The organism is Marihabitans asiaticum (genome assembly GCF_007828725.1).
Taxonomy (GTDB): domain Bacteria; phylum Actinomycetota; class Actinomycetes; order Actinomycetales; family Dermatophilaceae; genus Marihabitans; species Marihabitans asiaticum.
The window spans coordinates 652,639-675,349 of sequence record NZ_VIUW01000002.1; the positions used below are offsets into that span (position 1 = coordinate 652,639).

Sequence of the window (22,711 nt, forward strand, 5' to 3'; positions counted from 1 at the left end):
TCGACGGGTCGACGGGTCGACGGGTCCATAGGGTGAAGCCATGACGGCGAGCGAGACCCGAGACTTCCGCAACCTCTACCGACACGGCTTCGCCCGGGTCGCCGCCTGCACGCTCCCGGTCACCCAGGCGGACCCCTTCGCCAATGCGGCGGCGACGGCAGCGATCACCCGCGAGCTCCACGACGACGGAGTTGCCGTCGCCGTCTTCCCCGAGCTCGGCCTGACCGGATACGCCATCGACGACCTCCTCCTCCAGGACGTCCTCCTGCGCGATACCGAGCGGGCCCTGGTCGACCTCGCCGCCGCCACCGCCGAGCTGCGCCCCCTCATCGCGGTCGGCGCCCCCCTTCGCCACCGCAACCGTCTCTACAACTGCGCCGTGCTCATCCAGGGCGGCGGGATCGTCGGCATCGCGCCCAAGTCCTACCTGCCGAACTACCGCGAGTTCTACGAGAAGCGGCACTTCGCCGAGGGTGCCGGCATCGCCGGCGAGTGGTTCCACCCGACCTTCACCGGCGGCGAAGGGGGTGTGCTGGAGGGGGTGCCGTTCGGCACCGACCTCCTCGTCGAGGTCGAGGACGTGCCGGGCCTGATGGTCCACGCCGAGGTGTGCGAGGACCTGTGGGTGCCGGTCCCACCGAGCCACGCGGCGGCACTGGCCGGGGCGAGCGTGCTGCTCAACCTCTCGGCCAGCCCGATCACCGTGGCCCGGGCCGAGGACCGTCACCTGCTCGCCCGGTCGGCGTCGATGCGCTGCAACGCCGCCTACCTCTACGCGGCCGCGAGCGAAGGGGAGTCCAGCACCGACCTCGCCTGGGACGGGCAGACGATGGTCTACGAGATGGGTGACCTGCTGGGGCAGTCCGAGCGCTTCCCCGCCGGACCCCGGCGCACCGTCGTCGACATCGACCTGGGCCGGCTGCGCCAGGAGCGGCTGCGCCAGGGCAGCTTCGACGACAACGCCGTCTCCCTCGGGCTCGGCCCGACCGCCGGCGGTGACGGCGGGCGAGGCTTCCGCGAGGTCGTCATCACCCTCGACCCGCCGACCGGCGACCTCGGCCTGCGTCGCCACGTCGACCGCTACCCCTTCGTCCCCGATGACGAGGCGCGGCTCGCCCAGGACTGCTACGAGGCCTACAACATCCAGGTGAGCGCCCTCGAGCAGCGGCTTCGGGCCATCGCCACCGAGAGCTGGCAGCCCAAGGTCGTCATCGGCGTCTCGGGCGGGCTGGACTCCACCCACGCCCTCATCGTCGCGGCGAAGGCGATGGACCGGCTGGAGCGGCCACGCACCGACATCATCGGGCTGACCATGCCCGGCTTCGCGACCTCGGACCGGACCAAGACCAACGCGATCGCGCTGATGACCTCGCTCGGGATCACCTGGGAGGAGCTGGACATCCGATCCGCGGCGACCCAGATGCTCGCCGACATGGGTCACCCCTTCGGTGCCGCCGCGCAGGGCGGGACCGCCATCGAGGACATGGACCCCTCGGTCTTCGACGTCACCTTCGAGAACGTCCAGGCCGGGTTGCGCACCGACTACCTCTTCCGGATCGCCAACCAGCGCGGCGGGCTCGTCCTCGGCACCGGTGACCTGTCTGAGCTGGCGCTGGGCTGGTGCACCTACGGCGTGGGTGACCAGATGAGTCACTACGGGGTCAACGCCGGGGTCCCGAAGACCCTCATGCAGCACCTCGTGCGGTGGGTCGCCGAGTCCGGGCAGCTCGACGGTGAGGCCTCGCAGACCCTGATCTCGGTGCTCGAGACCGAGATCAGCCCCGAGCTCGTGCCGTCCAGCGCGGACGACGGGCCGCAGTCGACCCAGGACCGGATCGGCCCCTACGCGCTGCAGGACTTCACGCTGTACCACGTGCTGCGGCGCGGCTATGCCCCGAGCACGATCGCCTTCCTCGCCGAGCAGGCCTGGGCCGATGCCGAGCGGGGTGACTGGCCGAGCTCGGTGCCGCAGCCAGACCGGGTAGCCTACGACCTGGCGACGATCCGGCGGTGGCTGGTGGTCTTCGTCGAGCGGTTCTTCGCCAACCAGTTCAAGCGCTCCGCCCTGCCGAACGGCCCGAAGGTGGTGCCCGGCGGGACGCTCTCGCCACGCGGCGACTGGCGGATGCCCAGTGACAGCAACGCCGCCCGGTGGCTGGCCGACATCGAGGAGCACGTCCCCGAGGCGTGACCTGCGGACCCCCGCCTACTTGACGCCGAGGGTCTGGCCGTCCTTGCCCGCGGGGGCGTCGATGGCCTCGTTGGTGTAGGACCCGAAGCCCATCATCGAGAGCACCCGGCCGACGACGAGCGAGAGCACGAGGATGCCGAAGGAGATGTAGAGCAGCGGCCAGTTGAGCATCATCACCGCGATCGTCCCGACGAGGAAGCCGACGAACGCGACACCCACGGCGGCCCACATCGCGACGCTGTACCCGTGACCGAGGTCCTCTACGGCGTGAGGACCGGTGGGGGGACCAGACAGCTTCTTCGTGCTCATGGGGGCGATTCTCGCATGTCCACGACGGCGTCGGGTGGGCGCGGTGACCGGCCGCGCGGTGCATCATGGCGCGATGACGAGCGTGCCCGTGTCGACGGGGACCCGAAGGCGCCTCCACCCGGCGTGGGTGGTCGCCGCGATCACGCTGCTGGCCCTCGTCGCTGCGGCGACCTTCCGCTCCAGCACCGGGGTGCTCATGGAGCCCATCGAGCGCGAGTTCGGGTGGGACCGAGCGACGACCTCGGGCGCGGTGAGCCTGAACCTCGTGCTCTACGGGCTCGCCGCCCCCTTCGCCGCGGCGATCATGGAGCGGCTCGGGATCAGGCGGGTGGTCACTGCGGCCCTCGTCCTCGTCGGGCTCGCCAGCCTGGCCACGACGGTGATGACCGCGCCCTGGCAGCTGTGGCTGCTCTGGGGTCTGATCATCGGTCTCGGCACAGGGGCGATGGCGCTCGTCTTCGGCGCCATCGTCGCCAACCGGTGGTTCGTCGCCCGACGCGGCCTGATCACCGGCGTATTCTCCGCGGCCAACGCCACCGGGCAGCTGCTCTTCCTCCCGGTGATCGCCTGGACGACGACCGAGCTGTCCTGGCGCTGGGCGGCCGGGATCGTCGGCGCCCTCTCGCTGCTCGTCGGCGTGCTCGTCGCCGTCTTCTTCACCGACCGGCCGAGCGATCGCGGCCTGCTGCCCTACGGCGTCGCCGAGGGCTATGCCATCGACGACGGTCCCGGAGTCTACGGCGGAGGGCGCAACCCCGCCGTGGTCGCGGTCGAGGTGCTGCTGCGGTCCTCGCGGCGGTGGACCTTCTGGGCGCTCATGCTCACGTTCTGGGTCTGCGGCTGGTCGACCAACGGGTTGATCCAGACCCACTTCGTGCCGGCCGCCCACGACCACGGGATGCCCGCGACCACCGCCGCCTGGCTGCTCGCGCTCGTCGGGATCTTCGACGTCGCCGGCACGATCGCCTCGGGCTGGCTCACCGACAAGGTCGACGCCCGACTGCTGCTCTTCGCGTACTACGCCCTCCGCGGCCTGAGCCTGCTGACCATCGACGCGCTCCTCGCGCCGCACGTCCAGCCGGGCATGTGGGTCTTCATCATCTTCTACGGCCTGGACTGGGTGGCGACCGTGCCGCCGACGATCGCGCTGTGCCGGCAGCACTTCGGTCTCGAAGCCTCCGGAGTGGTCTTCGGGTGGGTCTTCGCCTCGCACATGGTCGGCGCCGGGCTCGGCGCGTCCGTCGCGGGCTGGATCCGCACCTCGACCGGCACGTACGCGACAGCGTGGGTCATCGCGGCGGTGCTCTGCTTCATCGCCGCCGCGATCTGCTGGTCGATCCCCCGGAGGCCCGGAGCAGCTCAGCCGACGTAGCCGTCGGCGACCTCGAGGGCCTCGTCGAGGATGTCCAGGCCGGCGCGCAGGTCGTCCTCCTCGATGACGCACGGCGGCACGACGTGGGTGCGGTTGAAGTGGACGAAGGGCCACAGCCCCCGCTCCTTGCAGGCCGCCGCGAAGGCGCCCATCGGTGCCGCCGCCTCACCGCTGGCGTTGTACGGCACGAGCGGCTCACGGGTCTGCGGGTCCTTGACCAGCTCCAGCGCCCAGAAGGTGCCCAGCCCGCGCACCTCACCGACGCTGGGGTGCTTGGCCTCGATCTCGGCCAGGCGCGGCCCGATGACCTCCTCCCCCATCCGACGGGAGTGCTCGACCACCCCTTCGTCCTCGAAGATCCGCATCGAGGCGACCGCGGAGGCGCACGCCAGCGGATGGCCCTGGTAGGTCAGGCCACCCGGGTAGGGCTTGGGTCCGAAGGTCTCCCGGATCGCCCCGCTGACGATCGTCCCGCCGATCGGGACGTAGCCGGAGTTCACCCCCTTCGCGAAGGTGATGATGTCCGGGGTCACCCCCCAGTGGTCGATCGCAAACCACTCACCGCACCGGGCGAATCCGGCCATCACCTCGTCGGCGATCATCACGATGCCGTGCTCGTCGCAGATCTCGCGCACCCCGGCGAGGTAGCCGTCCGGCGGCACGAGGATGCCGTTGGTGCCGACGACGGTCTCGAGGATGATCGCCGCGATCGTCTGCGGACCCTCGACGGCGATGGTGTCGCGCAGGTGCTGCAGCGCGCGGTCGCGCTCCTCCTCCTCGCTCGTGGCGTAGAAGGCGCTGCGGTAGAGGTACGGCCCCCAGTAGCGCACGACCCCAGGCATCCCGGGCTCGCTCGCCCAGCGCCGCGGGTCGCCGGTCAGCGCGATCGAGCCGGCGGTCGCGCCGTGGTAGCTGCGGTAGGCGGAGAGGATCTTGTGCCGCCCGGTGTGGATCCGGGCCATCCGCAGCGCGTTCTCGTTGGCCTCGGCGCCACCGTTGGTGAAGAAGACGTGCTCGAGGTCGCCCGGCGCCTTCTCGGCGATCATCCGCGCGGCCTCGGAGCGCATGTCGTTGGCGAAACCCGGTGCGAGAGTAGCCATCCGGCCGGCCTGCTCCTGGATCGCGGCGACGAGGCGCGGGTGCTGGTAGCCGATGTTGACGTTGACCAGCTGGCTGGAGAAGTCGAGGTACTCGGTGCCGGCGTAGTCGGTGAACCGCACCCCCTTCGCCGACTCGATCGGGAGCGGGTCGATGAGGTCCTGCGCGGACCAGGAGTGGAAGACGTGGGCGCGGTCCAGCTCGTGGACCTGCTCACCGGACAGCTGGGGCAGATCGCTCATGGACCGACCCTAGTCACATCTCCTCGTGATGGTCCGGGTCGCCCCCGAAGAGTCTGCCGTCTGGACGCGACAGGCCGCTGATGGCCGCGACCTCCGCCTCGGTCAGCTCGATGTCGACTGCGGCGAGGTTCTCCCGCTGCCGCCCCGGGTCGGCCGACTTCGGCAGCGGCATCGACCCCAGCGCGAGATGCCAGGCGAGGATGACCTGCCCCGGGGTGCAGTCGTGGGCCCGCGCGGCTGCGGCGACCGGCTCGGCGTCGTACTGCGCCTGCGCCTTGCCCAGCGGCGACCACGCCTGGGTGAGGATGCCCCGCCGGTCGTGGACGGCGCGCATCTCCTCCTGGATGAAGAGCGGGTGCAGCTCGACCTGGTTGGCGAAGGGGGTGACCCCCGTGGCCTCGACGATCCGGTCGAGGTGGGCGGCGGTGAAGTTGGAGACCCCGATGTGGCGCACCAGCCCGGCCTCACGCGCCTCGATCAGTCCCTCCCAGGCGGTGAGGTACTCGTCGCGGCTCGGGTTGGGCCAGTGGATGAGCACCGAGTCGAGGTGGTCGAGGTCCATCACCGACAGGCTGGTCTCGACGCTCTTGCGGGACCCGCCGTGGTCGCGCCCGGGGACCTTGGTCTGGACCCAGACGTCGTCCCGCTCGATGCCGCTCTCGCGCACGGCCTGAGCCACCTCGCGCTCGTTGCGGTAGTTCACCGCCGTGTCGAGGAAGCGGTACCCCGCCTCGATCGCCGAGGCGATGGCGCTGACCCCTTCGTCACCGCGAAGGGGGTAGGTGCCGAAGCCGATGACCGGCATCTGGACCTGCTGGTCGGAGGGCAAGGGACGGGTGGGTGTGGTCGTCATCACCTCACCGTAGCGACCGACGCAGACAATCCGTCGCGAGCGGACCACGGACGACCGGCGGCATATAACGATCCCTTCACAGGATCGGCCGCGGGCGACGGACCACTTGAGGCTCCCCCTTCGCCTCCGTACGTTGAAGAGCACACCTGACCGAATCTCCATCGGGGCGACGTGTCCCTGCGGCAGCAGGCCGAGTTGTGGGAGGCATGTGCCTCGTCGACACCGAAGGACTGATTCAAGTGAGCAAGATCCGTACGTCCGTGCTTGCGGCGCTGTGCGCCACCTCGCTGGGCCTGGTCGCCGCCTGCGGCAGCGACGACGCCGACAGCGGTTCCGGAGGCGAAGGGGGTGACAGCGGCGGCTCGACCCTGGAGAAGCTCAAGGAAGAGGGCACCATCAAGGTCGCCTTTGCCGGCGAGATCCCCTACTCCTACGAGGAGGACGGCGAGCTGACCGGCGCCACCATCGCCATCGACCGCGAGATCTACAAGAACCTCGGCATCGACAACGTCGAGGGCCAGATGGTCGAGTGGGACGCCCTGATCCCCGGCCTGACCAAGGGTGAGTACGACGCCGTCTCCGCGGGCATGTCGATCCTGCCCGACCGGTGCGAGCGCGGCGCCTTCGCCGAGCCGACGATCATGTACACCAGCACCCTCATGGTGAAGGAGGGCAACCCCAAGGGGCTGAACGACTTCTCCAGCTTCGAGGGCTCCGACGCCAAGCTCGCCCTCCAGTCCGGAGCCATCGAGCAGGGCTACGCCGAGGAGATCGGCATCCAGGACACGATGACGGTCAACTCCGCCCAGGACGGGATGGACGCGGTCTCCAGCGGCCGCGCCGACGCCTTCGCGCTGACCAACATCACCCTGAAGCAGATGGCCGAGAAGAACGCCGACGCCGGGGTCGAGACCGTCGGCGGGTTCGTCGCCGAGGTCGACGGCACCGCGCAGGTGAGCGCCGGCTCGACCGTCTTCCGCCCCGAGGACTCCGAGCTGCGCGAGGCCTACAACGAAGAGCTGGAGAAGATCGTCGGCGACCAGGCGAAGTTCGAGGAGCTGGTCGGCGAGTTCGGCTTCACCGACGACGAGCGTCCGCCGGAGGACCTGACCGCTCAGATGCTCTGCGACGACGACCTCGAGGCCGCCAACAAGGCCATGGAGTCCAAGGAGTAGGCACCCGCCCGTGAGCGAGTTCTTCACCGATCTCGGCACGGCCCTGCCCCGGCTGGTCGAGGAGGGGTTGCGTGACACCCTCCTCTCCTTCCTCGGCGGGGCCGTGCTCATGGTCCTCGTCGCCGTCCTGCTCGGCCTGGCGACGCACCAGGGGCCGATCTGGCTGCGCGGGATCAGCCGTGCCATCGTCGAGTTCTTCCGGGGCACCTCGTTGGTGGTCCAGCTCTTCTTCCTCTTCTACGCCCTGCCGACCCTCACCGGGGTCGACCTCGGTTCGATGTGGACCGCGATCCTCGCCCTGGGGCTGAACTACGGCGCATACGGCGCCGAGGTGGTGCGCGGCTCGTTGGCCGCGGTCCCGAAGGGGCAGTGGGAGACCGCAACCGCCCTGTCGATGCCCTGGGCGACGAAGATCCGGCGGATCATCTGGCCGCAGGCGTGGGCGCTCATGCTGCCCGGCTTCAACAACCTGCTCGTGATGCTCGTCAAGGGAACCGCCGTCGTCGGCCTGGTCCTGCTCAACGACCTCACCTTCGAGTCCGAGCAGGTGCGCCGTGAGGTCGGCACCTGGCCGGCCTTCCTCGCCGCGCTGATCATCTACTTCCTCATCGCGCTCGTCGTCTCCGGCGTGCTGCGAGTGCTGGAGCGACGGGCTCAGCGCCGGCTCGGCCTGGGCGACTTCGGGTCGCAGAAGGAGCGCCGCACCGACGACGAGACCGACGACGCCGCACCCGCGCACGCGGGCGTGGCGTAGGAGGTGACCTGCTGATGTTCGACTCAGAGCTCTTCCTCGAGGCCCTCCCGGTCCTCCTCAAGGCCTTCGTCGAGGTGACCCTCGTCGTCACCGTCCTCGGCTCGCTCCTCGCCGCCGTCCTCGGCCTGGTGTGGGCGATCGCCCTACGCGAGCTGCCTGCGGCGATCGGACGTCCACTGCGGTGGGTGCTGGACTTCATCCGGATGACGCCGTTGCCGGTGCACCTGCTCGTCGTGTACTACGCCTTCACCCAGATCAGTCCGAAGACCGTCGGGATCCTCGTCATCGGGATCCACTACTCGACGTACATGGCCGAGTCCTACCGCTCGGGCATCGACTCGATCCGCTCGGGCCAGTGGGAGGCCGCGACGGCGCTGTCGTTGCCCCGCAGCCGCACCTGGCGCGCGGTGATCCTCCCCCAGGCGATCCGCAACACCCTCCCCTCGCTGGGCAACTGGGCGATCGCGATGTTCAAGGACACGCCGTTCCTGATCTTCATCTCGGTGCCGGAGATGGTGACCGCCGCTCGCGTGTTCGGCGGCCGTAACTTCTCCTACATCGAGGCGATGACCGTGGCCGGCCTGCTCTTCCTCCTGGCGAGCTACCCGACCGCGGTCCTGATGCAGAAGCTGGAGAAGAAGCTTGCCTACTGACAGCACCCCCACCACCGAGGCCGCGACCTCCACCGACCCGGCGCCTCGGATCGAGTTCGAGGACGTCGAGAAGAAGTTCGGCAAGACGACGGTCCTCAAGGACCTCAACTTCACCATCGGTCGCGGCGAGCGGGTCACCCTGATCGGGCCGTCCGGGTCCGGCAAGACCACGATCCTGCGTCTGCTGATGACCCTGGAGGACCTCACCGACGGCTACATCTGGGTCGACGGCGACCCGCTCACCCACGACCGCAGGGACGGCAAGCGGGTCGAGCTCAAGCCCAAGCAGATCGCCCAGGTGCGCAAGCGCATCGGCATGGTCTTCCAGCAGTTCAACCTCTTCCCCAACATGTCGGTGCTCGACAACATCACCGAGGCGCCGATCCACGTCCTCGGCCAGTCCAAGGACGAGGCGAAGGAGAACGCGCTGACGCTGCTCGACCGCGTCGGGCTGCGCAACCGCGCCGACGCGCACCCCACCCAGCTCTCCGGCGGTCAGCAGCAGCGGGTCGCGATCGCCCGCGCCCTGGCGATGGACCCCGAGATCCTGCTCCTGGACGAGGTCACCTCGGCCCTGGACCCCGAGCTCGTCGGCGACGTGCTCGGCGTCCTCGAGGACGTCGCGGAGACCACCGACATCACCATGCTCATCGTCACCCACGAGATGCAGTTCGCCCGCGACGTCTCGCAGCGGGTGATGATGTTCGACGGCGGTCAGATCGTCGAGGAGGCCCCGCCCGAGGAGATGTTCACCCGCCCGAAGAACGAGCGCACGCAGAAGTTCCTCGAGGCGATCATCTAGGGGCGCACCCAAGATGCTGCTAGCAGCATTTTGGGAGGGGGCGAAGGGGGGATGGCGGCAGCGGCGTTAGCGGCCGGCGCGGTCCATGACCGGACCCAGGTAGGACCAGTACGACGAAGGGGTGGCCCGCACCAGCGCGTCGAGCGCGCGGGCGTCCATCCCGATGAGGAGCCGGGAACGGCGGGCGAGGGCCGCCTGGACGATCTCCTCACCGGCCTTGGCGGCGGGGTAGCGCAGCACCTTGTCGAACTTACGCTTGCCCTGCTCGGCCTCGGCGGGGTCGACGCCGCTGCCGGTGCGCGCGTTCTTGGCGATGTTGGTCGCGATGCCGCCCGGGTGCACCGAGGTCACCCCGACGCTGCAGTCCTCGGCCGAGAGCTCGTTGCGCAACGCCTCGTTGAAGCCGCGCAGCCCGAACTTGCTCGTCGAGTAGGCGGTCTGACCGGGTACGCCGAGGATGCCGAAGAGCGAGGACAGGTTGACGACCTGACCCTCGCCGTTCTCGAGCATGATCGGCAGCAGCGCCCGGGTCAGGCGGATCGGGGTGTGCAGGTTGACCTCGAGCAGCCAGTCGAACTCGTCCTCGGTGATCTCGGTGAACCGTCCGCCCAGGGCGACCCCCGCGTTGTTGACCAGCACCCGCACCGGGGGGTGCCCGTCGCGCAGCCGCGCGGCCAGGTCGGTCACCGCCTCCCGGTCGGCGAGGTCCACCACGTAGGAGGTGACCCGGACCTGGGTCTCGGCCTCGATCTCGCCGACGACCCGGGCCAGGCCTTCCTCGTCCCGGTCGACGACGGCGAGGTCGGCGCCGCGGCGGGCGAACCCCTTCGCGATGTGCTCACCCATCCCGCCGGCCGCGCCGGTCACGACCACGGTCGCCCCGGCCACGTCGAGCGCCGGCCCCCCACGGCCGGTGACGCGGCCGACCAGGTCACCGATCCCCATCACGCGGTCACCTCCACGACCTGGTCACCGAGCGAGCCGTCGGTGTTGCTCGACGACCCTGGCAGGTCCAGCGTCGCCGGCGCGGAGGCACCGCTCGGCAGGCTGGCCCCGGACTGGCCGGTCGGGATGAAGGTCATGTCCGCGCTGAGGTCGGCCCGGCCGAAGGACCACCGCTCGCGGGTGTAGCTCTGCGCGATCGTCCACGGCTCACGGTCCCCGACCTTGGGGAAGGACCCGACCGCGCGCTGGACGTACCCGGAGGTGACGTCGAGCACCGGCCCCGCACGCATCCCCGGCGGCGCAACGGGCACCGCGACCCCGTAGCCGTGCCCGCGCAGGTGGCGCAGCATCCGGGCGACATAGCGCGAGACGAGGTCGGCCCGCAGCGTCCAGGACGCGTTGATGTAGCCGACGGTCATCGACAGGTTGGGCACCCCGCTGAGCATCACCCCGCGGTAGGCGAAGGTCCTCGCGAGGTCCTGCTCCTCACCATCCACCGAGACCGCGATGCCGCCGAGCGCCTTGAGGCGCAACCCGGTCGCGGTGACGATCACGTCGGCCTCGAGCAGACGGCCGTCGGTGAGGCGCACCCCCTTCGCCTCGAACCGGTCGACGTGGCCGGTGACGATCTCGACCGCCCCGGTACAGATCGCCTCGAAGAGGTCGCCGTCACGCACCGCGCACAGCCGCTGGTCCCACACGTCGTAGGGAGGGGTGAAGTGCTCCTGGATCACCGCCTCGGGCAGCTCCCGTCGCAGCCCGCCGAGGATCACCTTCTTCGCGGCGGCCGGACGGACCCGCGAGAGCCGGTAGAGGAAGCCCTGCATCGCGACGTTCTTCGCCGTCCCGACCCGACCCGCACGCCACGCGGACAGGCCCAGCCCCCGCAGCCGGTCCACGAGGGCGTCCCGGCCCGGCACCCCGAAGACGTAGCTCGGCGTGCGTTGGAGCATGGTCACCGACGCGGCCTCCTGCGCCGCAGCTGGCACGAGGCTCACCGCGGTCGCTCCCGACCCGATGACGAGGACCCTCTTGCCTGCGAGCGAGAGGTCGTCCGGCCAGTGCTGGGGGTGGACCACCTGCCCGGCGAAGTCCTCGACGCCGACGAAGCCAGCGTTGTGCGGCTCGTCGTAGTCGTAGTAGCCGGCCCCGACGTGGACCCACCGGGCCCGCAGCTCGCGCGTCCCCCCTTCGCCCTCGATCCGCAGGGTCCAGACCTGCTCGTCGGTCGACCACGACATCGCGACCACGGGGCACCCGGTGTGGATCCGCTCCGCGACGCCGGTGTCCCGCGCGGCGCGGCGCAGGTAGTCCCGGATCCGGTCACCGTCGGCGATCGAGCTCTCGTCGGTCCACGGGTAGAACGGCAGGGAGAGGGTGTACATGTCCGAGTCCGAGCGCACGCCCGGGTAGCGGAAGAGGTCCCAGGTGCCGCCCGTGGCCTCGCGGCCCTCGAGGACCACGTAGCTGACCTCGGGGTTGAGCTCGGCGATCCGGTAGGCGGCGCCGATCCCGGAGAGCCCGGCGCCGATGACGAGCACGTCGACCCGCTCGGGCAGGTCGGTCAGTCCCTTGGTCGCGACGTCGGGGGCGTCCCATCCATGCGTCATGCGCCTACTCTGCCCCAACCGGTCGGTAACGTCGCCGGGGTGTGAGTGATCAGACGCCCAGACCCACCCGGAGCGCGCCGATCAGCTCGGCCTGGCAGCGCCGGCCCAGGTCCACCGCACCGATGTTGATGAAGGGGTGCACCGCGTCCTCGTGCACCCGCAGCGTGACCGGGACCCCGGCGGCCCGCAGTGCCTGGGCGTAGGCGATGCCTTCGTCGCGCAGCGGGTCCCAGCCGGCGACCGCGACGTACGCCGGCGGCAGACCGGCCAGGGACTCGGCGCGAAGGGGGGATGCTCGCGGGTCGGAGCGGTCGTGGTCTCCGAGGTAGTGGGCCTCGTACCAGTCCATGTTGGCCTTGGTGAGGAAGTAGCCCCGCGCGAAGGTCTCCGCCGAGGGGTAGTCCTTCGTGAAGTCGGTGGCCGGAACGATGAGGGCCTGGAAGGCGGGCATCGGGGTGCCCTCGTCGCGGGTGACCTGGCAGAGCACGGCCGAGAGGTTGCCGCCAGCGGAGTCGCCGCCGACCGCGATCCGGTCCGGGTCGATGCCGAGCTCGCTCGCGTGCTCGTGCAGCCAGCGGAACGCCGCGACGGAGTCCTCCACCGCGGCCGGGAAGGGGTGCTCGGGCGCGAGCCGGTAGTCGACGTTCAGCACCGCGATCTCGGCGCCCGCGCAGATGCGGCGGCAGACCACGTCGTGGGTGTCGACGTCGCCGAGCACCCAGCCACCTCCGTGCAGGTAGACCAGGGCCGCCAGCGGCCGCTCCCCCTTCGCCCCTCGCTCCCGGGCCGGCCCCTCCGACAGGTACAGCCGGGCGCCGAACCGGTCCGCGATCCGCAGCTCACGGGTCTCGGCGACCTGGGGCGCCTCGCCGGCGAACACCCAGGACTCCGCCGCCAGGGCGGCCCGGGCGTCCGGCACGCTCATCTCGTCGAGCTCGCGCTGCGGGAGCCGGTTCATCACCGCGAGGCCGACCTTGAGGTCGGGGTCGAGGCGCTGCCCGTCGACGACCTTCGCCGGTCCGGACGCGGCGCCGCGAAGGGAGCGGGGCAGGGCGAGCAGGGCGCGGAACGCGGCGCGCTCGACCTTCTCGGCGGTGGTGGGGTCGTGGCTCATGGCGTCATGCTGCCAGCCGAGCCTCCGCTGTTCGCGCCTCAGTACTCGCTCAGTGCTCGGTCGGGTCGGCCGCCTCGTCAGCCTTGGTGGGGTGCACGGTGCCGTGAACGTGCTCGGGCGGGCCGTAGAGGGAGTAGACCTTCAGCGGCTCGGTCCCGGTGTTGGTCACGTTGTGCCAGGACCCGGCCGGCACCATGATCACGTCGTCGTCGCCGACCATCCGCTCGAAGCTGAGGTCGTCCTTGGCCGGCCCCATCTGGGCCTTGCCCTCGCCGGACTCGACCCGGATGAACTGGTCGTGGTCGTCGTGGACCTCCAGGCCGATGTCATCGCCAGGCGCGATCGCCATGACGGTCAGCTGGAGGTTGGTCCCGGTCCACAGCGTGGTCCGGTAGTTGGAGTTGTCCAGGGTCGCCTTCTCGATGTCGACGACGTACGGCTTGGGGCCCTGGTCGGTGGGCTCGGACGAAACGGTCATTCCTACCTCCTGGTGTCGTGGGTCGAGGTGGTGTCGCGGGTCGAGGTCGACCTGCGCGAACGGGGCGCTGCGCCCCCTTCGCCATCAGACCCTAGCGACGTCGGGGACGTCGATCGGGTCGGACTCGACCGGGTCGCCGTCGGCGACCTTGGTCTCGGCCGTGGTGTCGGCACCCTCCGGGGCGCTGGTGCGGATGAGGTGGTCGAAGGCGGACAGGGCCGCGGTCGAGCCACCACCGAGGGCGACGACGATCTGCTTGTACGGGGTGATCGTCGCGTCCCCCGCGGCGAAGACGCCGGGGAGGTTGGTCGCGCCCCGCTCGTCGACGACGATCTCGCCGCGCTCGGAGAGCTCGATGTCACTCTCGCGCAGCCAGTCGGTGCGCGGCAGCAGTCCGATCTGGACGAAGACGCCCTCGACGTCGGTGGTCACCTGCTCGCCGCCGTCGCGCGGCTCGTGGACCAGGCCGGTGACCTTCGCGCCGTCGCCGGCGACCTCGGTGGTGCGGCGCCCGAGGTGGATGTCGACGTTGTCGAGCGAGCGCAGCTTGCGCTGGAGCACCTCGTCGGCGCGCATCTCGTCGAGGAACTCGACGACGTCGACGTGGCCGACGATGCCGGCGAGGTCGATGGCGGCCTCGACGCCGGAGTTGCCTCCGCCGATGACCGCGACGCGCTTGCCCTTGAAGAGCGGACCGTCGCAGTGCGGGCAGAAGGTGACGCCCTTGTTGCGGTACTCGTCCTCGCCGGGGACGCCCATGGTGCGCCAGCTCGCCCCGGTCGCGATGATCACCGAGCGGGCGCGCAGGGTGGCGCCGGAGGTGAGCGGGACGGTGACGAGGCCGTCGTCGCCGGCCGGGGTGATGCCCGCGGCGGACTGGCCCTTGATCATGTCGACCTCGTACTCGAGGACGTGCCGCTCGAGGTCCGCAGCGAGGTGCGGGCCGTCGGTGTGCGGGATGGAGACGAGGTTCTCGATCGCCATCGTGTCGTTGACCTGGCCGCCGAAGCGCTCGGTGACCAGCCCGGTGCGGATGCCCTTGCGGGCGGCGTAGATCGCGGCCGAGGCTCCGGCGGGGCCGCCGCCGAGCACGAGCACGTCGTAGGGTGCACGGTCGCTCAGGGCCGCGGCAGCGACCTCGGCGCCGCTGCCGCCGGTGCGCTCGTCGAGGGTGGCGATGATCTCGGAGAGCTCCATCCGGCCGGAGCCGAAGCTCTCCTCGCCCAGCTTCATCGTCGGGACGGCCATGACGTTCTCGCGCTCGACCTCGTCCTGGAAGAGCGAGCCCTCGACCACGGTGTGGGTCACTCCGGGGTTGAGCACGGCGAGGGCGTTGAGGGCCTGGACCACGGTCGGGCAGTTCTGGCAGGTGAGCGACATGTAGGTCGTGAAGTGGTGCTCACCGGTGATGCCGCGAGCGGCGGCGAGGGTCGCCTCGTCCTCCTTGACAGGATGGCCGCCGACCTGGAGCAGGGCGAGGACGAGGGAGGAGAACTCGTGCCCGAGCGGGATGCCGGCGAAGGTCACCGCGACCTCGGGCGCGCCAACGCGCTGGATGCGGAAGGCGGGCCGACGCTGACCGATCTCGTCGCCGTCGGCCTCGCGCAGGGAGACGAGGTCGTGCATGCCGGCGATCTCGGTGAGCAGCTCGCGCAGCTCGCTCGACTTCGGCCGCTCGTCGTAGGCGGCGATCAGCTCGACCGGCTTCTTGAGGTTGTCGAGCAGAGTCCTCAGCTGGTTGGCGAGGGCGGCGTCCAGAGCCATGGGATCAGTCCTAACGCGATGAGTCGGGCGGGCGGCGGCTGTTCGTCCGTACGAACCTTGGCTCGTGCGGCCGAAGGGGGCGGGAGAGATTGACGGGAGGCGGCGGCAGGGCCGACCGAAGGAGCATCAAGAGGACCGCAAGGGCGCTCAGCGCCCGAGGACCTCAGCTCCGAGGGCGGCTCTGCCGCTGGCTCCCGCGGGGGAAGGGGGACTCATCCCCCTTCGCCCTCTCAGGGTGGGTGGCTCAGATCTTGCCGACGAGGTCCAGACCCGGGGTGAGGGTGTCCTCGCCCTCTTCCCACTTGGCGGGGCAGACCTCACCGGGGTTGTTGCGCACGTACTGCGCGGCCTTGACCTTGCGGACCAGCTCGCTGGCGTTGCGGCCGATGCCCTCGGCGGTCACCTCGGTGAACTGGATGACGCCGTCCGGGTCGATGAGGAAGGTGCCGCGGTTGGCCAGGCCCTCGTCCTCGCGGAGGATCTCGAAGTTGCGCGAGATCTGACCGGTCGGGTCGCCGAGCATCGGGTAGCCGATCTTGCCGATGGTCTCGGAGGTCTCGTGCCACGCCTTGTGGGTGAAGTGGGTGTCGGTGGAGACACCGAAGACCTCGACGCCGAGTCCCTTGAGCTCGTCGTAGTAGTCGGCGAGGTCACCGAGCTCGGTGGGGCAGACGAAGGTGAAGTCAGCCGGGTAGAAGAAGAAGATCGCCCACTTGCCGGCGATGTCGGTCTCGGAGAAGTCCTTGAAGTCACCACCGACGAAACCGGTGGCGGTAAAGGGCTTGACCTGCGTGTTGATCAGCGACATGCGTGCGTGCTCCTGACGTCGTATTTGTCTGGGACGTGCCTCCCGGGCGGCGGCCACGCTCGAGGCGTCTGGCCGGACTCAGCGGATCCGGGAGCGTTCCTTCTTTGGAACAGTTCCAGATTACCGGGTCGGTGTGCCTCGACCAAATCGGCGTTCCGCTGGGGAGAACTAGCTGCGGCGCGTGGTCAACCGCCGAAGGTGATCCGCCCGTCGAGCACGGTGGCCTGGACCCTCGTCTCGCTCAGGCGCGCGGCCACGTCGGCGGTCGCCGCCGCGTCGGAGATGTCGATGTCGGCGAAGGGGTCGCCGTCCAGCAGCACGACGTCTCCCCGGTCGCCGGGGCGGAGCCGTTGCCCGTCGGTGGAGGCCAGCAGCGCCTGGGCGGGGGTGAGCGCGTGCGCCGGGGACCACGGCGGGCGCTGGTCGGCGCTGCGGTGCACCGCGGCGGCCATCGCCAGCCACGGGTCGAGCGGGGCGACGGGGGCGTCCGAGCCGAGGCGCAGCGTGATCCCGGCGTCGCGCAGCTCGCCGAAGGGGAAGCACCGCTCCAGCCGGTCCGACCAGAGCGCCTCGGAGATCTCGCGGTCGTCGAGCAGGTGCGCCGGCTGGACGCTGGCGACGAGGCCGAGGGCGGCCATCCGGCTGACCTCGGCGGGCCGAGCCAGCTGCACGTGCTCGATCGAGCCGCGCGCCCCGGAGGACTCGATCGCCGTGAGCGCGTCGGCCAGGGCCGCGTCGCCGATGGCGTGCACCGCGACCTCCAGGCCCGCGTCCTGCGCCCGCCGGAGCAGCGGGGCCAGCTCCTCGGGGGCGATGTTGGACTTCCCCCGCGGCTCGGCGAGGTCGTCCTCGGAGACGAAGGGGTCGCAGCAGTAGGCGGTGCGCGTGTTGAGCGAGCCGTCGGAGATGACCTTGAGCGGGCCCATCGTGATCAGACCCAGCTCGTCCAGCACGTCCCCGGTCCGCACGCCCGCGGCGAGCGCCCCGTCGAGCTCGGGCGTGTACACGGCGGTGCGCACCCGGAGCAGGTCCAGGCCGCGGGCGACTCGGGCCGGCCACTCCAGGCGGCCGTCGCTGATCTCGAAGTCGACGAGCCCGATCACCCCCTTCGCCGCGGCGCCGGTCATCGCCCGGCGCATGCTGCCGCTGATCGCGTCCTCGTCCTGCGGGATCTCGTCCAGCCGCGCCCACAGCTCGAACCAGTCGTCCTCGTCGACGTGCCCCTCGCGGACCGGCACACCAAGTGCCCGGTAGGCAGCCGAGCTGAGCCAGCCGCCGTGGCAGTCGCCGCTGATGAGCACGACGGGTCGGTCGCCGCACACCCCGTCCAGCGCGGCCGTCCCCGGCAACCTCGACCAGCCGGCCAGGCGCCAGCCGAAGCCCTCGACCAGGGTGGCCCGGTCTCCCCCCTCGCCCTCGGACGCGAGGTGCTCGGCCACCCGGGCCAGAACGTCCTCGGGCCCGCTCGTGTCGGCCAGGTCGATCCGGCGGTGCACCGCTGCCCACTGGCTCATGTGCACGTGCCCGTCCCACAGGCCCGGGATCGCGAAGGCTCCACCGGCGTCGATCACCTCGGCGCCCGGCACCCGGAGGCCTGGCGCGACCCTCGTGATCCGCCCGCCTTCGATGAGCAGGTCGACCGGCTCCTCCCCCACGCGAGCCCCGAGCGCGGCAACCGGCCGGGCGCCGGTGACGAGGATGCGATGGGTCATGCCCGCACCCTAAGACCCCTCCCCTTCGCAGATCCCCGGGGAACCTCAGACCAACGGCCACCCCTCACCTTCGCAGATCCCCGGGGAACCTCAGACCAACGGCCACCCCTCCCCTTCGCAGATCCCCGGGGAACCTCAGACCAACGGCGAAGGGGGGAATGCCCTGGCACTTCGGAAACGTTCGAGCGGACATGGAGGCGGTGTACGGGTACGAGCACTACCAGCGGGCGCAGGACTACTTCGCCGACGAGGCCTACCTCGACGCAGCCCGCGAGCTCGAAGAGCTCTTCACCGACCTCGCCGAGCTGAGCGAGGACGACGACACGTCCACCCGTGACGTCGCCGGTCACGGCCTGAGCGAGGCCCGACTACTGCTGGCCCGCGCCTACTACCACTCGGCACAGCTGGGCAGAGCCGAGCGCGCGGCGCGCGACGTCATCGCCGAGGACCCGCAAGACGCCTACGCCCACCTGCTTCTCGGCCGCACGCTCACCAGGGCGGGCCGAGCAGACGAGGCGCGGGGCCCCCTTCGCCTGGCCGAGCTCCTCGGCGGCTACGAGAGCTGACCACACCCTCGGACCGGTCCCACCGGGCCGCGGCTGCATCACGCCCGCCCTGACACATGAACGAGTGCGCATGTATGTTTACGTGCATGGATGACGCGATCACGCGGGCCTCTGAGCTCTTCAAGGTGCTCTCCACGCCCGTGCGCCTCGCGGTCGTCCACCGTCTCGCCCACGGCGAGAGCGCAGTGCAGCCGCTGGCCGACGAGCTCGGCATCAGCCAGACCCTGCTCTCCCAGCACCTGCGGGTGCTGCGGATGGCCGGGCTGGTCGAGGCCGACTCCGGCGGGCGGCAGCGCACCTACCGGGTTACCGACGACCACGTCGCGCGGATCGCGTGCGACGCCATCACCCACTCGCAGGAGGACATCGCATGACCGACCACAGCCAGCACCCGGCCCACCCCGACCACGACCACGAGCACGGCGAGAACTGCGGCCACGCCTCGGTGACGCACCTCGACCACGTCGACTACGACCACGACGGCCACCTGCACCACAAGCACGAGGACCACTACGAGGAGTGCACGAAGTGCGACTGCAACTGCGGTGACTACTGCGCGACCTGCACCTGCGGCGACGACTGCAGCTGCTCGACGTGCAACCACAACACCTGCCAGTGCGCGAACTGCTCGGACAAGTGCTCCAGCTGCGAGTGCTCCGACTGCTCCTGCCCGACCTGCGAGCACGCCGCCTGACCTAGAGCTGCGGGCTCTACCCCTTCGTCCCTGGCGTCGCCGAGGGCGTCAGCCGGCGGAGGGGTGGGTCATCTCCATCGGCACCACCCAAGCGTCGAAGTCGTCGCCGTCGACACCGGAGGCCACCGCCGCCTCGCGTAGCGAGGTGCCCTCCTTGTGCGCCTTCTTGGCGATCGCCGCGGCCTGGTCGTAGCCGATGTGCCGGTTCAGCGCGGTGACGAGCATGAGGTTGGACTCGAGGTTGGCCTCGATCCGCTCGGTGATCGGCTCGATCCCGGCGGCGCAGTGCTCGTCGAAGGAGACGCAGGCGTCGCCGAGCAGCCGGGCCGACTCCAGCACCGCGTGCGCCATGACCGGCTTGTAGACGTTGAGCTGGAAGTTGCCTTGGCTGCCCGCGAAGCCGACCGTTGCGTCGTTGCCGAAGACGCGGGTGGCGACCATCGTCATCGCCTCGGCCTGGGTCGGGTTGACCTTGCCCGGCATGATTGAGGAGCCCGGCTCGTTCTCGGGGATCGCGAGCTCGCCGATGCCGTTGCGCGGGCCGGAGGCATACCAGCGCACGTCGTTGGCGATCTTCATCAGCGCGCCGGCGAGCGTGCGCAGCGCGGCGCTGACCTGCACCAGGGCGTCGTGCGCCGAGAGGTTGGCGAAGAGGTTGTCGGCCTGGGCGAAGTCGTGGCCCGCCTCCTGCGAGATCTTCGCCGCGCACAGGGCGCCGAAGTCGGGGTGGGCGTTGAGCCCGGTGCCGACCGCGGTGCCGCCGATCGCGAGGTCACGGGCCTGCTCGTCGGCGTGCCGGACGGCCTCGAGCGCGAAGTCGATCTGAGCGACCCAGCCACCGATGACCTGCCCGAGGGTGACCGGGGTGGCGTCCTGGAGGTGGGTGCGTCCGACCATGACGACGTCGGCGTACTGCTCGGCCTTGCCCGCGAGGGTCTCGCGCAGCTGCTGCACACCCGGGTAGAGGGTCTCGGCAAGCTCGAGCACGACGGCGATGTGCATCGCGGTGGGGAAGGTGTCGTTGCTGGACTGGCCGCGGTTGACGTGGTCGTTGGGGTGCACCGGCGACTTGCCGCCACGCTCCCCGCCAGAGATCTCGTTGGCCCGGCCGGCGATGACCTCGTTGGAGTTCATGTTCGACTGCGTGCCCGACCCGGTCTGGAAGACCACGAGCGGGAAGTTCTCGTCGAGATCCCCGGCGATCACCTCGTCGGCGGCCTGAGTGATGAGGTCGGCGACGTCCTGCGGCAGCTCGCCAAGCTCGGCGTTGGCCAGCGCGGCCGACTTCTTGAGCACCCCGAGGGCGCGGATCATCGTCCGCCCCCAGACGAAGGTGTCCCGCCCGATGTCGAAGTTGCCGAGGCTGCGCTGGGTCTGCGCCCCCCAGTACCGCTCCGCCGGCACCTCGATCTCGCCCATGCTGTCGCGCTCGGTCCGCATCTGCTCGCTCATAGAGGGAACAGTTGCACGACACACCTCGCTCCGTCACCCCGGGTCACCCCTTCGGCGTGCCTGTGTCCGACAGAATCGCCATGGCCACCCCTCCTCACCCCCCGCAGCCGCCTCACCAGCCCGAGCCGAACTCCGGTCGACGCACCCCCACCTCGCACATCGCGCTGGGGATCGGTCTCCATCGCCCTGTCGCTGCTGTGCTGCCTCGGCAACCTCGCGAACCCGGCGCTCCAGGGCATCGGGAACCGCTTGGAGAACGACCCCTCGGGTGCCGCGGGAGCGCTCGTGGGCGTCCTCTGCATGGTGCTCGTGCCCCTCGTGGCCGGGATCCTGCTCCTTACCGCCCGACGGCGCCGGCGCTGAGTCCCGGGTCGTGAGGCGCGCCACCACCCTGACCCGTACCGTCGAGGTGTGCTCCGCGTCCTCGTCCTCTCCGACACCCACGCACCGCGCTTCGCGAAGGCCCTGCCGAACCCCCTTCGTCCTCACCTCGAATCGGCGGACCTCGTCCTCCACGCGGGGGACGTGTGCACCGGGTGGTTCCTCGACGAGCTCGCCGTCCACGCCCCGGTGCACGCCGTCCTCGGAAACAACGACGGGGCCGACGTCGCGGCGTGGGGCGGGGGCGTGCCCGAGACCCTCGAGCTCGACCTCGAGGGTCTGCGGGTCGCGATGATCCACGACGCCGGCGCGCGAGCGGGGCGCGGGCGACGGATGCGGCGCCGCTTCCCCAGCGCCGACCTCGTCGTCTACGGGCACTCGCACATCCCGATGGACGTCGTCGACGACGGCGCCCACCTCTTCAACCCCGGCTCGCCGACCGACAAGCGGCGCCAGCCCGACTACACGATCGGGTGGCTGGGCATCGAGGGCGGTGATCTCGTCGAGCACCGCATCGAGCCGGTCGAGCGGTGAGACTCAGACGCACGCCACGCACCGGCATCTCCGCCGATGCATGTGTATGGGGCTCTTATCCTTGGCGAACCACCAGGTGCCCTCAGCCGCTGCACCGTACGTCGCCAAGCACGTCGACGAACCGCTGGTCCCGGACCGGCCATCCCGGGCAGCCCGATGCGCCGTTGACCGTATCGGCGGAGATGCGAACAGTCGCAACAATGACGGTGTCGATGTAGCAAGGGATGGTCAAGGTCGCCCCTGGTCGAAGGGGTGCGGAGAGAGTGATCAGGAACCCCGACCTCGACGAGCCCGACACCGTGTATCCGGCACCGGAATCTACGCCGAAGAAGAATGCCGATCCCGAGCGAACGAAAACTTGGAAGGTCGACCCACTCTGAATCGGCGACTCCGCAGCGACGACGAAGGTCCCGGTGGCGCTTCCGAAGCTTGTCCTGCAGGAACCACTCAGGGCGTACCTCGCGCTCTCACACGACGCGGCGAAGGCGGGAGCCGCCGAGCCCACGACTGCCGCGGGCACGGCCCACCCGACAGGCCACACGCGAGGCCTCACCGAACGGTCGAGTGCGGCTGCGGTGCGCAGCGGCCGGTGGCGGAGGCCATGCCAAGCCAGTCATGCCGGTTGCCCGACCAGCACCAGCCGACCTTGGGCGCGCCGTCGACGGCCTTGCCGCCGTCGCGCTCGGATCCGCCGGAGATCCAGATCGCGGGCGTGCGCTTGTCCAGGCGCCCCTTCTTGACCTTGCGCGAGCCGATGGTCATGAAGCAGCGCCCGGGCTCGAGCATCTGTGGTTGCTGAATCAGCCAGCAGATGCCCTCGCTGATGGTCAGCGGGGTGCGGCCCGCCGCGACGATCCGGGGCAGCGCGTCGTCGGGGCTGACGTCGCCCAGCTCGTCCCCGCGCTCGACACCGGTGACGACGTAGAGCGGGCTGTCGGGCACCTCGACCTCGGGGATGGGGGAGAAGGCAGCCAGGTCGGTCATGTCGCTGACGACGAAGCCCGGCTTGCCGGCTCGCGAGAGCAACGGCGCGAGCCGGGCGGCGGGCACGACGCTGGGGTGGACGACGAGAAGACCCGGCCCGCAGAGGAGCTCGCCACCGACCAGGTCGAGGAGCTCATCCTCGGAGCGGCCGGACATCTCCTCGAGACCGAGCTCGAGCAACCGGTCGAGCTGCTGTGCGACGAACATGCCTCGATTGTGC

22 protein-coding genes are annotated in these 22,711 nt (G+C 70.4%); 10 read left to right on the plus strand and 12 right to left on the minus strand.

Translation table 11 applies throughout. The features are described 5' to 3' along the window. Positions 1 to 40 precede the first annotated feature (40 nt). Complete coding sequence (locus FB557_RS07635) at positions 41 to 2,191, plus strand: NAD(+) synthase (RefSeq protein ID WP_144856992.1); 2,151 nt, start codon at positions 41 to 43, stop codon at positions 2,189 to 2,191. Between the two features lie 15 nt (positions 2,192 to 2,206). Here FB557_RS07635 and FB557_RS07640 read toward each other — a convergent pair whose 3' ends face one another. Continuing rightward, a complete protein-coding gene (locus FB557_RS07640; RefSeq protein ID WP_144856993.1) occupies positions 2,207 to 2,500 on the minus strand; it encodes an HGxxPAAW family protein in 294 nt (97 codons plus the stop codon). Between the two features lie 73 nt (positions 2,501 to 2,573). Between FB557_RS07640 and FB557_RS07645 the strand changes: the two genes are divergently transcribed. Continuing rightward, the gene (locus FB557_RS07645; RefSeq protein ID WP_144856994.1) at positions 2,574 to 3,872 is read left to right on the plus strand and encodes an MFS transporter; all 1,299 of its coding nucleotides are present in this window, start codon (positions 2,574 to 2,576) and stop codon (positions 3,870 to 3,872) included. Here the strand turns inward: FB557_RS07645 and FB557_RS07650 are convergent. Both FB557_RS07650 and FB557_RS07655 read right to left on the minus strand, forming a co-directional pair. Beyond that, complete coding sequence (locus tag FB557_RS07650; RefSeq protein ID WP_144856995.1) at positions 3,860 to 5,212, minus strand: aspartate aminotransferase family protein; 1,353 nt, start codon at positions 5,210 to 5,212, stop codon at positions 3,860 to 3,862. The two genes, FB557_RS07645 and FB557_RS07650, sit on opposite strands and share 13 nt — an antisense overlap. 13 nt (positions 5,213 to 5,225) lie before the next feature. Beyond that, positions 5,226 to 6,065 carry an aldo/keto reductase gene (locus FB557_RS07655; RefSeq protein WP_144856996.1) on the minus strand — a complete coding sequence of 280 codons (840 nt, stop codon included), beginning with the start codon at positions 6,063 to 6,065 and terminating at the stop codon, positions 5,226 to 5,228. 239 nt (positions 6,066 to 6,304) lie between these two features. On the opposite strand from FB557_RS07655, the gene ehuB reads away from it, so the two are divergent. From ehuB to ehuA, 4 genes are read left to right on the plus strand one after another with little or no spacing between them, the layout of a single operon-like run. Next, on the plus strand, positions 6,305 to 7,240 hold the full coding sequence (gene ehuB / locus FB557_RS07660) for an ectoine/hydroxyectoine ABC transporter substrate-binding protein EhuB (RefSeq protein ID WP_246074556.1): 936 nt from the start codon (positions 6,305 to 6,307) through the stop codon (positions 7,238 to 7,240). Between the two features lie 10 nt (positions 7,241 to 7,250). Further along, a complete protein-coding gene (locus tag FB557_RS07665) occupies positions 7,251 to 7,994 on the plus strand; it encodes an amino acid ABC transporter permease (RefSeq protein ID WP_144856998.1) in 744 nt (247 codons plus the stop codon). A gap of 14 nt (positions 7,995 to 8,008) precedes the next feature. Continuing rightward, positions 8,009 to 8,647, plus strand: a complete 639-nt coding sequence (locus FB557_RS07670) for an amino acid ABC transporter permease (RefSeq protein WP_144856999.1) — start codon at positions 8,009 to 8,011, stop codon at positions 8,645 to 8,647. Beyond that, the gene (ehuA, locus tag FB557_RS07675) at positions 8,637 to 9,449 is read left to right on the plus strand and encodes an ectoine/hydroxyectoine ABC transporter ATP-binding protein EhuA (RefSeq protein ID WP_144857000.1); all 813 of its coding nucleotides are present in this window, start codon (positions 8,637 to 8,639) and stop codon (positions 9,447 to 9,449) included. Before FB557_RS07670 ends, ehuA begins: the two co-directional genes overlap by 11 nt. 66 nt (positions 9,450 to 9,515) lie before the next feature. On the opposite strand, the gene FB557_RS07680 is transcribed toward ehuA, so the two are convergent. From FB557_RS07680 to FB557_RS07710, 7 genes are all read right to left on the minus strand, one after another. Continuing rightward, positions 9,516 to 10,394, minus strand: coding sequence for an SDR family NAD(P)-dependent oxidoreductase (locus tag FB557_RS07680; protein WP_144857001.1), 879 nt, complete (start codon positions 10,392 to 10,394; stop codon positions 9,516 to 9,518). Then, positions 10,394 to 12,004: a flavin-containing monooxygenase gene (locus tag FB557_RS07685; RefSeq protein ID WP_144857002.1), complete on the minus strand. Its 1,611-nt coding sequence runs from the start codon at positions 12,002 to 12,004 to the stop codon at positions 10,394 to 10,396. Before FB557_RS07685 ends, FB557_RS07680 begins: the two co-directional genes overlap by 1 nt. Before the next feature lie 49 nt (positions 12,005 to 12,053). Further along, positions 12,054 to 13,118: an alpha/beta hydrolase gene (locus FB557_RS07690; RefSeq protein ID WP_144857003.1), complete on the minus strand. Its 1,065-nt coding sequence runs from the start codon at positions 13,116 to 13,118 to the stop codon at positions 12,054 to 12,056. Positions 13,119 to 13,167: 49 nt separating this feature from the next. Then, the gene (locus FB557_RS07695; RefSeq protein ID WP_144857004.1) at positions 13,168 to 13,596 is read right to left on the minus strand and encodes a cupin domain-containing protein; all 429 of its coding nucleotides are present in this window, start codon (positions 13,594 to 13,596) and stop codon (positions 13,168 to 13,170) included. A gap of 84 nt (positions 13,597 to 13,680) precedes the next feature. Further along, the gene (ahpF, locus tag FB557_RS07700) at positions 13,681 to 15,360 is read right to left on the minus strand and encodes an alkyl hydroperoxide reductase subunit F (protein ID WP_144857005.1); all 1,680 of its coding nucleotides are present in this window, start codon (positions 15,358 to 15,360) and stop codon (positions 13,681 to 13,683) included. 244 nt (positions 15,361 to 15,604) lie between these two features. After that, a complete protein-coding gene (gene ahpC, locus FB557_RS07705; protein WP_144857006.1) occupies positions 15,605 to 16,168 on the minus strand; it encodes an alkyl hydroperoxide reductase subunit C in 564 nt (187 codons plus the stop codon). A gap of 185 nt (positions 16,169 to 16,353) precedes the next feature. Then, a complete protein-coding gene (locus FB557_RS07710; RefSeq protein WP_144857007.1) occupies positions 16,354 to 17,880 on the minus strand; it encodes an amidohydrolase in 1,527 nt (508 codons plus the stop codon). Between the two features lie 191 nt (positions 17,881 to 18,071). Between FB557_RS07710 and FB557_RS07715 the strand changes: the two genes are divergently transcribed. From FB557_RS07715 to FB557_RS14555, 3 genes are all read left to right on the plus strand, one after another. After that, entirely contained in the window at positions 18,072 to 18,446 is a 375-nt protein-coding gene (locus FB557_RS07715; RefSeq protein WP_144857008.1) for a tetratricopeptide repeat protein, read from the plus strand. A gap of 86 nt (positions 18,447 to 18,532) precedes the next feature. Beyond that, positions 18,533 to 18,820, plus strand: a complete 288-nt coding sequence (locus FB557_RS07720; protein ID WP_211356510.1) for an ArsR/SmtB family transcription factor — start codon at positions 18,533 to 18,535, stop codon at positions 18,818 to 18,820. Next, entirely contained in the window at positions 18,817 to 19,140 is a 324-nt protein-coding gene (locus FB557_RS14555; RefSeq protein ID WP_144857010.1) for a hypothetical protein, read from the plus strand. The genes FB557_RS07720 and FB557_RS14555 overlap by 4 nt, the downstream gene beginning before the upstream one ends. A gap of 48 nt (positions 19,141 to 19,188) precedes the next feature. Here the strand turns inward: FB557_RS14555 and fumC are convergent, their stop codons facing one another. Beyond that, positions 19,189 to 20,592 (minus strand): class II fumarate hydratase, encoded by a 1,404-nt coding sequence (gene fumC, locus FB557_RS07730; protein ID WP_144857011.1) that lies wholly within the window; start codon positions 20,590 to 20,592, stop codon positions 19,189 to 19,191. A 411-nt stretch (positions 20,593 to 21,003) separates the two neighbouring features. Between fumC and FB557_RS07735 the strand changes: the two genes are divergently transcribed. Next, positions 21,004 to 21,507 carry a metallophosphoesterase family protein gene (locus tag FB557_RS07735; protein ID WP_144857012.1) on the plus strand — a complete coding sequence of 168 codons (504 nt, stop codon included), beginning with the start codon at positions 21,004 to 21,006 and terminating at the stop codon, positions 21,505 to 21,507. 549 nt (positions 21,508 to 22,056) lie between these two features. On the opposite strand, the gene FB557_RS07740 is transcribed toward FB557_RS07735, so the two are convergent. Continuing rightward, positions 22,057 to 22,698: a DUF5701 family protein gene (locus FB557_RS07740; RefSeq protein ID WP_144857013.1), complete on the minus strand. Its 642-nt coding sequence runs from the start codon at positions 22,696 to 22,698 to the stop codon at positions 22,057 to 22,059. Positions 22,699 to 22,711: the final 13 nt, after the last annotated feature.